A 12,652-nucleotide genomic window follows, 5' to 3' on the forward strand; every position below is an offset into this window, starting at 1 on the left:
CAAAAGGCAGCCCAAAAAAAGCACGCGGTGTATGGCGTCAGTATTGTTGGCGCAAGGTTACACAATGATGACGGTTGGGCGCGCATGCGCCCCCGTCGGTCTCAATATACTTGCGGCACGATCAGTTCCGGTGGCGTCGGGCTGCGCGTGTAGTGTTCCTGGCGCACGCGTTCTGGCAGCTCGATCACCGGGGATTGCACTTCTTCATACGGCATCTGCCCCAGCAGGTGGTGGATGCAATTGAGTCGGGCCTGTTTCTTGTCGTTGGCCTGCACTACCCACCACGGCGCTTCGGCGATGTGGGTGCGGTCCAGCATGATTTCCTTGGCCTTGGTGTACGCCTCCCAGCGACGGCGGGATTCCAGGTCCATCGGGCTGAGTTTCCATTGCTTGAGTGGGTCATGAATGCGGCTGAGGAAGCGTAGGTGCTGTTCCTGGTCGGAGATCGAGAACCAGTATTTGATCAGCTGGATACCGGAACGGGCGAGCATCCGTTCGAACTCCGGCACGGTGCGGAAAAATTCTTCGTATTGGTCGTCGTTGCAGAAACCCATGACCTTCTCGACGCCCGCACGGTTGTACCAGCTGCGGTCGAACAGCACGATTTCGCCGGCGGCCGGCAGGTGCGAGACATAGCGCTGGAAATACCATTGGGTGCGCTCGCGGTCGTTGGGGGCGGGCAGGGCGGCGACCCGGCAGACTCGCGGATTGAGCCGCTGGGTGATGCGCTTGATCACGCCGCCTTTGCCCGCTGCGTCGCGTCCTTCAAACAGGATCACCACTTTATGCCCGGTTTTCACCACCCAGCTTTGCAGCTTGACCAGTTCACCCTGCAGGCGGAACAGCTCGCTGAAATAGCGGCGACGCTGTTCTTTTTCGCGGCTGTCACCGACGTGCTCATCGAACAGTGCGTTAAGGTCGTGTCCGTCCTCCATCAACTCCAGTTCCAGCTCTTCGTCGCTGTGGTCGAGCAGCTCACGATGGATACGTTGAATCAGGGTGTCGTTGTCTAAATGCATGGTCCGAGTCCCGACAGAGGTGGAGGTGGCCATGCTAGGCCGGGGGATGTGACGGACAAGTGACGATGAAGACATAGTGAAAAAAACCGTGGTGTCATCTTGGTGTCACCTAACCCATGGCAGGATCCTCGCAAACCGTCTTGAGCGCTCAGCGGAACTCCGTCCGCGGGCTGATGAAATTGCCAGGAATCCGCCCCATGAAAGGAGACGCCTCCCTGTTTGCAGCCATCGACCTGGGCTCCAATGCGTTTCGCATGATGATTGGCCAACCGGTCAAACGGAACCAGAAGTGGATGATTCACGAGGTGAAAACCCTGCGTGAACCTGTCCGTTTGTCGGAGGGTTTTCAGGGCGGAGCGCTGGATGAAATGGCGCTGGACCGTGGCTGGCAGGCGCTCTCGCGATTCGGCAAAAAGCTACGCGGATTCGAACCTGGGCGGGTGCGGGCGGTGGCGACCAGCGCAGTGCGCGAGGCCGACAATGCACAACTGTTTTTGGCGAGCGCCGAGCGTCATCTCGGCTTTCGCATCGATGTGATTTCCGGGCACGAAGAGGCGCATCTGGTGTACGCCGGTGTGGCCCATTCGATCCCCAGTCCGCTTAGCATGCGACTGGTGGTGGACATCGGCGGCGGTTCCACCGAGTTGATTCTGGGGCAGGGCACTCAACCGCTGTTGACCGAGAGCATTGCGATTGGCAGCGGCACCTTTGGCGCGCGTTATTTTTCCGGTGGTTGCATCACGGCTCCGGCACTGCTGGAGGCGGAACGGGTGGCCACGCTGCAGTTTGAAAAAGTCGCGCGGCGTTATCGAGCGTTGGGTTGGCAGCAGGCCATCGGCTCGTCGGGGACCGCACGGATGCTCGCCAAAGTGCTCAAGGCCAACGGCATGAACGACGACGGCGAAAGCGGCATCACCTACAGCGGCCTGCTGCGCCTGTCGTTGCGCCTGCTGGAAGTGGGGCATGTGAAACAGCTCAAGTTGGCCGGCTTGCAAAACCACCGTTTGAGCACCTTGCCGGGTGGGCTGGTGGTGATGCTGGCGGCGTTCAAAGTCTTCGGTATCTCGCAGATGACGCCTTCCGAGGGCGGGTTGAGGTTCGGGGTCCTGCATGGCCTGATGGCCCGGCATTGAACCCCGAGCCCCCGTTCTAGACACCGTCAATGAGGCGAGGCAACGCCAGCGGGTTTGCGTCTCGCAACACCTGCGGCAGTAGCGCTTGCGGAAAACCCTGGTAAGCCACCGGGCGCAAGAACCGCTCAATCGAGGTCATGCCGACCGACGTGAAGCGGCTGTCCGACGTCGCCGGAAACGGTCCACCGTGAACGGTGGCAAACGTCACTTCCTGCGGGTGCGCGAAGGCATTGACGACGATGCGTCCGGTGCGGCGCTCCAGCACGGGCAACAAGCGCTGCGCCAAGGGCAGATCCTCATCCTCAAGGTGCATGGCCGCCGACAGTTGCCCCCGCAGCGAACGCGCCACAGCGAGCATTTCTGCCTCATCCCTGACGTTCACCAACAGCGCTGACGGGCCGAAGACTTCTTCAGCCAGCAGCGCTTCGCTCAGGAATTGATCGCCGTCGACTTCCAGCAACGCTGAGGCGCCCTCCAGTGCCGCAATGGCCGGTGAACCTTCGCCAATACGCCGTGCCCCTGCGTCCTCGATCTGGCCAAGACCGTTCAAATAGGCTGCGTGAATGCCGGGTGTCAGCATCGGTCGCGCTGACGCCTCGTTGACGCGCTTGATCATCGCGGCGCGCATGGCCTCAAAGCCAGGCCCGTCGATGGCAATCAACAGCGCGGGTTTCAAGCAGGCTTGCCCGACGTTGACCAGCATGCGCTCGATAAAGCCGTCACCGATCAGCGCACCTTTTGCCGCCTGCGCATGGGGCAGGATGAACGTCGGGTTGATGCTGGTCATCTCGGTGAACACCGGAATCGGATCGGGACGCCGTTGCGCACGGCGATACAGCGCCATGCCGCCACGTTCCGAACCGGTGAACGTCACCGCTTTGATCAGCGGGTGATCGACCAGCGCTTCACCGATGGCGTTACCGTCACCGCGCACCATCGAGAACACGCCTTCGGGCAGATCGTGCGCTTGCACGGCGTCGCGGATGGCGTGTGCCTGAATTTCCGAAGCCCCGGGATGCGCGTTATGCGCCTTGAGGATCACGGTTGCGCCAGCGGCCAGTGCCGAAGCGGTATCACCGCCGGCAACCGAATAGGCGATAGGGAAGTTGCTCGCGCCGAAAATCGCTACCGGGCCGAGGGCGATCTTCTGCAAACGATGGTCCATGCGCGGACGCGGCTGACGATCAGGTTGTGCCGGATCAATGGCCAGTTGCAGGAAGCGTCCTCTGCGTACGACATCGGCAAACTGGCGAAACTGGGTGGCGGCTTTTATCGCTTCGCCCTCCAGTTGCGCCTCGGGCACGCCGGTTTCGAGTGCGGCTCGGGCCGCCAGCGCCTGACGGACCTTATCGAGATTGTCGGCGATGCTGTCGAGGAACGCGGCGCGCTTGGCCAGCGAGGTATGGCTGTAAACATCGAACGCTGCATCAGCGAGGGTCGCGGCCCGGTCGACGTCGGCCGAGCCACCCAGGGCGAAATCCGGTTCAATCAACTGGTTCGTGGCAGGGTTGAGCGCCTTCATCGTTCCTTCAGAACCGCTCACATCACGAGCGCCGATCATGAGCTTGCCTGTCAAGTTCATGGGCGGTCACCTTGGGTCAGCGTGGCGATAAGTTCGGGTGTGGTCACGATGGAATGAGCGAACGTAGGACCATTCAGTTCATGGGCCGAGTGCATCATTTCAGGCTTGAAGGCCGCCGTGGCGTCGCGCACCAGGGTGACGTGATAGCCCAGTTCTTGCGCGTAACGTGCGGTAGCCTCGATGCAGGTATTGGCCAGCAACCCAACGATGATCACGTGGGTAATGCCTTTCTGCTTAAGGCGGAAATCAAGGTCGGTGTTGGCAAAACCGCTCGAACCCCAGTGCTCCTGAACGACGATGTCGCCGTCCTTCGGCGCGAAATCCGGATGCCATTCACCACCCCATTCGCCACGCGCGAAGTGATGCATGTGCATGATCTTGCATTGGGTGGGGCTCGGGTGATCCCAGTTTTCGTAGTCGCCTTTTTCCCAGCGGTGGTGCGGTACGATGACCACCGGAATGTCGAGGGCGCGGACGGTGCGGTCGAGTGCGCGCAAGTTGTCGAGCAGGCCGACTTGGGCGGCGATCGGTTCGATCAATGGATAGACTTTGCCGCCCTCGGAGAGGAAGTCGTTGTAAGGATCGACCAACAGATAAGCGGTTCTGTCGAGGGGATAGAGGGCTTTTGACATGGCGGTGTTCTCCTGGAATGTTGAGTGACCGATGTCCGGCGCTTGCCCGGATATCATGTTGATATGATAATCATAGTAACTGCAAGAGAGGCAAGACCGCATGTCGGTAAATACACCTGTTCCTGAAACCCTGTGCCCGATTTCACGGGCCGAGGCCGTCGTCGGCGACCGCTGGACGGTTCTGGTGCTGCGCGAGTTGTTCATGGGCAGCCATCGATTCGACGAGATCCAGGCGCAAACCGCCGGGACCCCGCAAATGATCGCCACCCGTCTCAAACGCCTGGAGGCTGACGGGCTGGTCGTGCGCCGCGCCTACAGCGAGCGGCCCCCGCGCTACGAGTACCACCTGACGCCCAAAGGCGATGCGTTCTATTCCGTGGTGCTGGCACTGCGCGCCTGGGGTGAAACCTGGTGCAAGTCAGAGGAGGAGGGGCTGGCGGTCGTTTACACCCACGCCACCTGTCGACATCCCGCAGGGCTGGGGCCGTTGTGTGCACATTGCGGCGAACCGTTGCGCCGTGGCGAACTGATCAGCACACCCAGCGAAGCCTACGCCGCTGAACGCAAAGCACGACGTGACGCCTTCAAGGGGGGCGTGGGGCGGATCCGGTTGCAGTGGTTCAGGGGCAATGAGCGCATTGAAGTGAGTCCCCGGTGAATGTCAGCTGTCTGGTGACGGTGGGCATTTCTGCAGACAGTCGGTCTTCGCGGGCGCATGTTTGTATCGCTACGTATCCGCGGGGCCAGCAGCCAACTTCGCATACAAAACCATGGCCTGCGTGACACGAGCGGGATACACCGCACCCTCTAAATGGGCTCACCGTATTGACGGCAATCATTGGAGAATCGCGATGTCCCGTATCACTTCCCGCAACACTGCTGGCCGCTCAGGCATTGCCCTTGCCGTTATTTCACTGGCAGCTTTCGCGAGTTTTTCGCAGGCTGGCGAATCAGGCCATGAGGCGCAGCCTGGCAAAAGCTGGCAGTCCGGCATCCACCGTACCGATCTGGTGCGCAAAGACCTGGGGGCGGCCGAGCGTGAGGTGATTCAGGTGCGTGTCGATTTCGATGCCGGCGTGACCTCGCCTAAACACTCGCATCCCGGAGTGGAAGTGGCTTATGTCATCGAAGGTTCGTTTGAGTATCAGCTGGAGGGCCAGCCACCGGTCACGCTCAAGGCTGGCGATTCACTGTACATCCCGGAGGGCACGGCGCATGTCGCGAGGAACGTGGGTGGCGGTAAAGCGTCGGAGCTGGCGACGTACATTGTGAAGAAAGGCACGCCGCTGCTGGTGTTGGAGAAATAATCAGTGACCGCCCGATGCGTGGCATCGGGCGATTCTGTCAGCGCTGGCCTGGCCAACCCGCCTGGCGCAATGCCTTGAGCAACGTTTGCGCATCCAGTCCTTTCACCGTATGGCCGTTGCCTTCCACCGTGTCAGACGCCAGTAGCGCATTGATGATGGCTTCTTCCACGGCCTCGGTCGCGGCCAGAAACAACTCGCTGATGTGATCGTTGTTGACCATGCGCAGGTTGTCGCATGTCGGCGCGCCTTTGCCTTCATAGGCGGCGGGTGGCACGTGCTGGTTGCCGGTGGCGAAGGCAATGAAGATGTCACCGCTGTGGTCCTCGTTACCGCCACCGGTGCGGGCCAATCCCAGGCTGGCACGCTGCGCGAGGCGTGTGCACTGGTGCGGCAGCAACGGCGCATCCGTGGCCAGGCAGACGACGATGGAACCCATGCCCGGATAGGGTAGCGAGGCTTTGAGGAAGGGTGAGTCGACCTGTTCCATGTAGCGCCCGACCGGGTAACCGTCGACACGCAACTCGTTGCGAATGCCATGGTTGGCCTGGACGATGGCGCCAACGGTCCAGCCGCCTTGCGCCGGGCTCAAGCGTCGCGAGGACGTGCCAATCCCGCCTTTGAACTCATGACAGATCATCCCGCTGCCACCGCCTACTGCGCCTTCGATCACCGGTCCGTCGACGGCATTGCGCTGTGCCTGGGCCACGTGCGCGGGCTTGACGTGGAAACCATTGATGTCGCTGAGCAAACCATCGAACGTCTCCAGCACCACCGGCATGTTCCAGTACAACCGGCCGTCATCGGGCTGGGCCTGTCGGTCCAGCGCAATCAGCGCATCGCGCACCACGCCCAGGCTGTGGGTGTTGGTGAAGGCGATCGGGCTGGTCAGCAGGCCGGCTTCGCGAATCCACTCAAGACCGGTAGCGTCACCGTTGCCATTGAGCACATGCACACCGGCAAAGCACGGTTGCTGGTTGGTGGAACCGGCACGCGGTTCGATCAGGGTGACGCCGGTGTGGATGTCACGACCGCTGTCGGTACGGCCACGCACTTCACTGTGACCGACGCGGACGCCGGGTACATCGGTGATGGCATTGAGGGGGCCGGGTTGCAGTTGGCCGAACTGAATGTTCAGGTCACGGGCACGTGGTTTCATGGGGTTTCTCATCTTCAAATCGTGGCAGAAAATTGGGCTTTTCGATAACCGTCAAATAGTCACAAAACCTGTGGGAGCGAGCTTGCTCGCGAGAGCGGTGGATCAGTCGCCATCGATGTTGAAGGTGATGGCCCCATCGCGAGCAGGCTCACTCCTACAGGGTTCTCACTGGCCGTTTTTGACCTTGCTCCAGACCCGCGTGCGCACTCGTTCAGTCGCAGGCGGCAGCGGTTGAAGGGTGAACAACGTGGCCAGCGCTTCAGCCGACGGATACACCGCCGGGTTGGTGCGGGTCGCTTCGGCCACCAACGGTGTCGCGCTGCGGTTGCCGTTGGGGTAGTTCAGGTGATCGCTGACCGGGGCGATGACTTCGGGGCGCATCAGGTAGTCGATAAAGGCCAGGCCTTGTTGCGGATGCGGTGCGTCCTTGAGCAGCACCAGCGTGTCGAACCAGACCGGCGCGCCTTCCTTCGGCAGGCTGTAGGCGATCTTCACGCCGTTGTTGGCCTGCTCGGCGTTGGTCTTGGCTTCCAGCATCGCGCCAGACCAGCCCACCGCCACGCAGATGTTGCCGTTGGCCAGGTCGCTGATGAATTTGGACGAGTTGAAGTACGCGATGTGCGGACGCAACTTCAGCAGCAGCGCCTCGGCCTTCTTGTAGTCTTCAGGGTTGGTGCTGTTCGGTGGCAAGCCCAGGTAGTGCAGGGCGACCGGGAGCATTTCCGACGGCGAGTCGAGCATCGCCACGCCACATTGACCGAGCTTGGCCAGGTTCTCTTCCTTGAACACCAGGTCCCAGGAATCCACCGGCGCCTTGTCGCCCAACGCCGCGCGGACCTTGTCGATGTTGTAGCCAATCCCGTTGGTGCCCCACAGGTACGGCACTGCGTACTGGTTGCCCGGATCGTTGTTGGCGAGTTTCGCCAGCAGGTCGCTGTCCATGTTCTTGAAGTCAGGCATTTGTGCGTGGGGCAACGGGGCGAGGGCGCCGGCCTTGATCAGCGTCGGCAGACTGAAGTTGCTCGCCACCACCACGTCGTAGCCGCTGCGGCTGGTCAGCAGTTTGCCTTCGAGTACTTCGGCGCTGTCGAAGGTGTCGTAGACCGGTTCGATCCCGGTGTCGCGCTTGAAGTCGTGCAGGGTGTCGGGTCCGATGTAGTCGTACCAGTTGTAGACATGCACCGTCGGGGCATCGGTGGCCATGGCCGACAACGAGACGCACAAACAGGCGCCCAGTCCAAGATTGATATGCGAGCGGTGACGACTCATGATGCGGCACTCCTGGCCTGCTGCAGGCCGGTGATGAACAGGTGCTTGCAGCGTACTGGCAGGCGGGGGACTCACCCATTCCCATCATGGGTTACTCGAAAGGGGTAGTGCGTGGACGCATTGTTGAAAGAGCTGCCGGTGCACCAGTCGCTGGCGCGGGTGTTTGGCGCGTTGGGGCAGGACGGGTTCTGGCGGGCGCTGGTCGACACATTGCGGCTGCTGGTGCCGCTGGACAATGCGCTGGTCGCGGTGATGCGCGCGGGGCGGGTCCCGCGTTTGCTGATTGATTTCGATTCGAAGGGCGGTGCCGCCGAGCACGAAGAACTGGCGGACTACAGCGCCGGCATGTACCTGCTCGACCCCTTTTACCAGGCGGCTTGCGCCGGTATTGCCGAGGGCCTGCACAGCCTCGAATCGGTGGCGCCCGACCAGTTCCAGCAGAGCGAGTACTACCTGAGTTACTTCCGCTCGGTGGTGGGGGCGGACGAGTTGCAGTTCATGGTCCACGTTGATGGGGCGGTGTTGGGTTTGTCGCTGGGACGTTCGACGCGGTTCAGCCTGGAAGAGCAGGGCCGCCTGCTGTGCGTGCGCGACTGGGTGCTGTCGGCGATGCGCCGCCATCTGCAATTGATGCCGCCGGAAGGCGCGACCGCTGAACCGGTGGCCGGCGATCTCGCGACGTTGCTGGACCGCTTCGACGCGCGCCTGTCGGTACGGGAAATCGAAACCGCCCGGCTGATCCTTCAGGGCTTCTCCAGCAAGGCCATCGCCCAGCACATGGGTATCTCACCGGAGACGGTGAAAGTGCATCGGCGCAATGTCTATCACAAGCTTAATGTGACCGGGCATGGGGAGTTGTTTGCGTTGGTGTTGCAGCCGCGTTGAGCCCGGCAAGACTCAATCGCCCAGCTTGAACACCAACGCTTTCAACCCACACTCAACATCGGCATCCGGAAACTCCGGCGGGTTCTCCAGCCGCTGCTCAAAACGCAAACTCGGCGCTTCACGCATCACCCCATCGATCAGGAAATCAGACCCAAACGCCGGGTCATTCATGCACGCCAGCACCGAGCCCGCAGGGCTGAGCAATTCCGGCAACCGGCGCAACACACGCTGGTAATCCTTGGTCAGCAAAAAACTGCCTTTCTGAAAGGACGGCGGGTCGATGATCACCAGGTCATAAGGCCCCTTGCCAATCACTTTGCCCCAGGACTTGAACAGGTCATGGCCCAGAAAACTGACCTGGCTCAAATCGTGCCCGTTGAGCCGGTGATTCTCGCGCCCACGGCTCAGGGCCGGGCTGGACATGTCCAGATTGACCACGTGCTCGGCGCCACCCTCGATGGCGGCGACCGAGAAGCCGCAGGTGTAGGCAAACAGGTTCAATACGCGCTTGCCGTGGGCATTGGCCCGCACCCAGTCACGGCCATAACGCATGTCTAAAAACAGCCCGGTGTTCTGCTTGCGGCCCAGGTCCACGCGATAACGCAAGCCACCCTCGGTGATCGTCATCTCGTCGATCACCTCGCCCAGCAGCCACTCGGTGGTGCTTTGCAGCAAGTAGCGATGTTGCAACAGCAAGGTGTGCGCGCCGGATTGTGCCCACTCGGGTGACCGGGTGATCTGGATCAGCAGTTGTTTCAACGCTTCCAGCTGCGACGCTTCCGGCTCTTTGAACAGCGCGACCAGCACCACCCCCTGCAACCAGTCGACGGTCAACTGCTCCAGCCCCGGCCAGCAGCGGCCACGGCCGTGAAACAAGCGGCGGGTTTCCGCTGGGGCCGTTGCCAGGGCCGTCAGCAGGTGGGCGTGGAGGGTGGCAAGTGCGTCTGAGTTCATCGGGCAGGGTCGGCAATTTGAGGGGGCGGCATTTTAACCACAAATGCAAGGCAAGGCGTGTTGCAACGCGTCGGGAGTTATCACGTTTAATTTAACTTTACGTGAGGATTTGGCGATCAATCGGCTCCCATACTCGGCCCCAATGATCAATCGCAGGGAGCCGGACATGTCGCAGCTATCTGCTTCACCCTCTGTCAGTAGCCATCCTCGCTGGTTACGGCTGACCCATTGGCTGAACGCCCTGGCCGTGCTGGTCATGGTCACCAGTGGTTGGCGTATCTATAACGCCTCGCCGATTTATGACTTCAGCTTTCCCAAGTCGATCACGCTGGGCGGCTGGCTCGGCGGTGCGCTGCAATGGCACTTCGCGGCGATGTGGTTTCTGGCCCTCAATGGCCTGATTTATCTCGGCATCAATCTGTTCAGCGGTCGTCTGAAACGCCGTTTTCTACCCGTCTCTCCCAAAGGTGTCCTGCATGACCTGTGGGCCGCATTGAGAGGGCGGTTGAGCCATGCCGACCTGAGTCATTACAACCAGGTGCAACGGGTGGCCTACCTGTTCGTGATGGTCGACATCACGCTGTTGGTGGTCTCCGGGCTGGTGCTTTGGAAGTCGGTCCAGTTCCCGCTGTTGCGTGAACTGCTGGCGGGCTACGAAGGCGCGCGACGGGTGCATTTCTTTGCAATGTCGCTGTTGGTTGCTTTTGTCGCGGTGCATCTGGTGATGGTCGCACTGGTGCCAAAAACGTTGTGGGCGATGATCGTCGGCCGCAAGGAGCGGGTATGAAAAAGCGCATCGAAAGTTCCGGGCTGGACGAGTCATCGATCCTGACAGACGCCCGAAAAATACTCGCCCCGCAGATCCCCGACCGCTCGCGTCGCGCGTTTCTGCTGCGCGGCCTGACCCTCGGCGGTGTGGCGATGCTGTCTGGCTGCAACCTGACTGACAACGAAAGCGTCGAGACCGCGTTGTCGTCCATGTCGCGCTTCAACGATCGGGTGCAAGGCTGGTTGTTCAATCCCGACGCCATGGCGCCGACCTACCCGGAATCCATGATCACCCGGCCGTTTCCCTTCAATGCCTTCTACGGCATTGACGAAGCACCGACGGTGGAGGAGGAGTCCTATCGGCTGGAAGTGACCGGCATGGTCGCGGACAAACACAGTTGGCGGCTCGAAGAACTGCGCGCCATGGCACAAACCGAACAAATCACCCGGCATATTTGCGTCGAAGGCTGGAGCGCCATCGGACGGTGGGGAGGCGTCCGGTTCAGCGACTTCCTGAAGCGCGTCGGCACAGACACCGATGCCCGGTACGTCGGTTTCAAATGTGCAGACGATTATTACACCAGCATCGACATGGCCACGGCGCTGCATGCGCAAACCTTGCTGACGCTGACCTATGACGGCGCGGTGCTGCCTCGCCAGTACGGCTTCCCCATGAAACTGCGCATGCCCACCAAGCTGGGCTACAAAAACCCCAAACACATTCAGGCGATTTTCGTCAGCAATACCTACAGCGGTGGCTACTGGGAAGACCAGGGTTACAACTGGTTCGGTGGCAGCTGACAGACACATTCATCACGCAGCCCACGCTGCGTTCATTCGTAACCTGCGCTTCGAGGAGTTTGATCATGAAAAAGTTAGCCACCGCCGTCCTGTCCATGTGCATCGCACTGGGTGCCGCCAGTGTTTTCGCTGCCGATACCACCAGCAGCGACAGCATGAGCAAGGACTCGATGTCCAAGGATGCCATGTCCAAAGACGCCATGAAAAAAGACACAACGATGAAAAAGGATGCCATGGCCAAGGACACCATGAAGAAAGACAGCATGTCCAAAGATGCAATGTCCAAGGACAGCATGAGCAAAGACGCCATGAAAAAAGACGCCATGTCGCAATAGTCCAATCCTTCCCGAAACCTGCGGGGAGCAAACTCGCTCCCACAGGTTTACCGGGTATGACTTGAACTCATACCCTCATGACTTTTAATGGTTACAGCCCCGCAAACCCCCAGTGTTAAAAAATCGCAAACCAGCTCATCAACAACAAAAAAGAGCGTTTGCAACCATGACTCATCATCACTGCCGCGTCTTCGCCAGCGACCTGCTGCGCTCTTCGAACCCCGACATTTGCCACGCCAGGCCCGCTGCCTGCGTGCGTTTCTGATCAACCTCAACTCCCTGAAGAGTAACGACTCATGAAAGAACTCGACCTGTACATCGGTGAAGGTTTCGAAGGCCCGGGCGTGAACGCCGCGCACATCAACATTCTGATCGGCCCGCGCAATGGCCCGGCCGGCCAGGCGTTTGCCAACAGCCTGGCGTCGCCTAGCCAGGGTCATTGCCCGTTCATGGTGATTGCCCAGCCGAACATTCCGGTCAAGCCGATGACCCTTTACGTCAACAAAGCCGCGATCAGCAGCGACCTGCACGGCAACGCTACCTGGGGCGCGTCGCAGGCCGGTATCGCCAAGGCAGTACTCGAAGCGCTGCTGGACGGCACTTTGCCGCCGGAAGCCGAAGACGAATGGGCCATCGTCACCGCTAACTGGGTCAACCCGGCTTGCGATGACCTCGATGCGGTCTACCTGAATAACTACAACGCCTGCCGCACGGCGATCCGTGCCGCGCTGACCGGCAAGCCGGAAACCGCGCAACTGGCGGATGTGGTCAATCACATCAGCAACCCTTTCTACACGCCAAAAGCCTGAGG

General features: G+C 60.7%; 14 protein-coding genes. 8 read left to right on the forward strand and 6 right to left on the reverse strand.

Annotation, left to right across the window (positions count from 1 at the left end):
- Positions 1-101: 101 nt before the first annotated feature.
- Positions 102-1,019 (reverse strand): polyphosphate kinase 2, encoded by a 918-nt coding sequence (gene ppk2 / locus AB4N43_RS28415; RefSeq protein ID WP_027924719.1) that lies wholly within the window; start codon positions 1,017-1,019, stop codon positions 102-104.
- A gap of 197 nt (positions 1,020-1,216) precedes the next feature.
- On the opposite strand from ppk2, the gene AB4N43_RS28420 reads away from it, so the two are divergent.
- The gene (locus tag AB4N43_RS28420; protein WP_027924718.1) at positions 1,217-2,152 is read left to right on the forward strand and encodes a Ppx/GppA family phosphatase; all 936 of its coding nucleotides are present in this window, start codon (positions 1,217-1,219) and stop codon (positions 2,150-2,152) included.
- A gap of 16 nt (positions 2,153-2,168) precedes the next feature.
- Here AB4N43_RS28420 and AB4N43_RS28425 read toward each other — a convergent pair whose 3' ends face one another.
- A complete protein-coding gene (locus AB4N43_RS28425) occupies positions 2,169-3,734 on the reverse strand; it encodes an aldehyde dehydrogenase (NADP(+)) (protein ID WP_027924717.1) in 1,566 nt (521 codons plus the stop codon).
- Positions 3,731-4,366, reverse strand: coding sequence for a cysteine hydrolase family protein (locus tag AB4N43_RS28430; RefSeq protein ID WP_027924716.1), 636 nt, complete (start codon positions 4,364-4,366; stop codon positions 3,731-3,733). The genes AB4N43_RS28425 and AB4N43_RS28430 overlap by 4 nt, the downstream gene beginning before the upstream one ends.
- A gap of 100 nt (positions 4,367-4,466) precedes the next feature.
- On the opposite strand from AB4N43_RS28430, the gene AB4N43_RS28435 reads away from it, so the two are divergent.
- Together AB4N43_RS28435 and AB4N43_RS28440 are read left to right on the forward strand one after the other, a co-directional pair.
- Complete coding sequence (locus AB4N43_RS28435) at positions 4,467-5,024, forward strand: winged helix-turn-helix transcriptional regulator (RefSeq protein WP_460152439.1); 558 nt, start codon at positions 4,467-4,469, stop codon at positions 5,022-5,024.
- 193 nt (positions 5,025-5,217) lie between these two features.
- A complete protein-coding gene (locus AB4N43_RS28440; RefSeq protein WP_194940295.1) occupies positions 5,218-5,673 on the forward strand; it encodes a cupin domain-containing protein in 456 nt (151 codons plus the stop codon).
- A 37-nt stretch (positions 5,674-5,710) separates the two neighbouring features.
- On the opposite strand, the gene AB4N43_RS28445 is transcribed toward AB4N43_RS28440, so the two are convergent.
- Both AB4N43_RS28445 and AB4N43_RS28450 read right to left on the reverse strand, forming a co-directional pair.
- Complete coding sequence (locus tag AB4N43_RS28445) at positions 5,711-6,829, reverse strand: DmpA family aminopeptidase (RefSeq protein ID WP_460152441.1); 1,119 nt, start codon at positions 6,827-6,829, stop codon at positions 5,711-5,713.
- 165 nt (positions 6,830-6,994) lie between these two features.
- Positions 6,995-8,098, reverse strand: coding sequence for a polyamine ABC transporter substrate-binding protein (locus tag AB4N43_RS28450; protein WP_027924712.1), 1,104 nt, complete (start codon positions 8,096-8,098; stop codon positions 6,995-6,997).
- Between the two features lie 111 nt (positions 8,099-8,209).
- On the opposite strand from AB4N43_RS28450, the gene AB4N43_RS28455 reads away from it, so the two are divergent.
- A complete protein-coding gene (locus tag AB4N43_RS28455) occupies positions 8,210-8,983 on the forward strand; it encodes a helix-turn-helix transcriptional regulator (RefSeq protein ID WP_059182698.1) in 774 nt (257 codons plus the stop codon).
- A gap of 12 nt (positions 8,984-8,995) precedes the next feature.
- On the opposite strand, the gene AB4N43_RS28460 is transcribed toward AB4N43_RS28455, so the two are convergent.
- Positions 8,996-9,937 (reverse strand): class I SAM-dependent methyltransferase, encoded by a 942-nt coding sequence (locus AB4N43_RS28460; RefSeq protein ID WP_460152444.1) that lies wholly within the window; start codon positions 9,935-9,937, stop codon positions 8,996-8,998.
- Positions 9,938-10,103: 166 nt separating this feature from the next.
- Between AB4N43_RS28460 and AB4N43_RS28465 the strand changes: the two genes are divergently transcribed.
- The 4 genes from AB4N43_RS28465 (at position 10,104) to fae (ending at position 12,650) form a co-directional block, all read left to right on the forward strand.
- The gene (locus tag AB4N43_RS28465; RefSeq protein WP_027924709.1) at positions 10,104-10,724 is read left to right on the forward strand and encodes a cytochrome b/b6 domain-containing protein; all 621 of its coding nucleotides are present in this window, start codon (positions 10,104-10,106) and stop codon (positions 10,722-10,724) included.
- Positions 10,721-11,506, forward strand: coding sequence for a molybdopterin-dependent oxidoreductase (locus AB4N43_RS28470; RefSeq protein ID WP_410922707.1), 786 nt, complete (start codon positions 10,721-10,723; stop codon positions 11,504-11,506). The genes AB4N43_RS28465 and AB4N43_RS28470 overlap by 4 nt, the downstream gene beginning before the upstream one ends.
- 65 nt (positions 11,507-11,571) lie before the next feature.
- The gene (locus tag AB4N43_RS28475) at positions 11,572-11,841 is read left to right on the forward strand and encodes a pentapeptide MXKDX repeat protein (protein WP_460152446.1); all 270 of its coding nucleotides are present in this window, start codon (positions 11,572-11,574) and stop codon (positions 11,839-11,841) included.
- Positions 11,842-12,137: 296 nt separating this feature from the next.
- Positions 12,138-12,650, forward strand: a complete 513-nt coding sequence (fae, locus tag AB4N43_RS28480) for a formaldehyde-activating enzyme (protein ID WP_008043405.1) — start codon at positions 12,138-12,140, stop codon at positions 12,648-12,650.
- Positions 12,651-12,652 lie beyond the last annotated feature (2 nt).

The organism is Pseudomonas sp. S2_B07 (assembly GCF_054668435.1).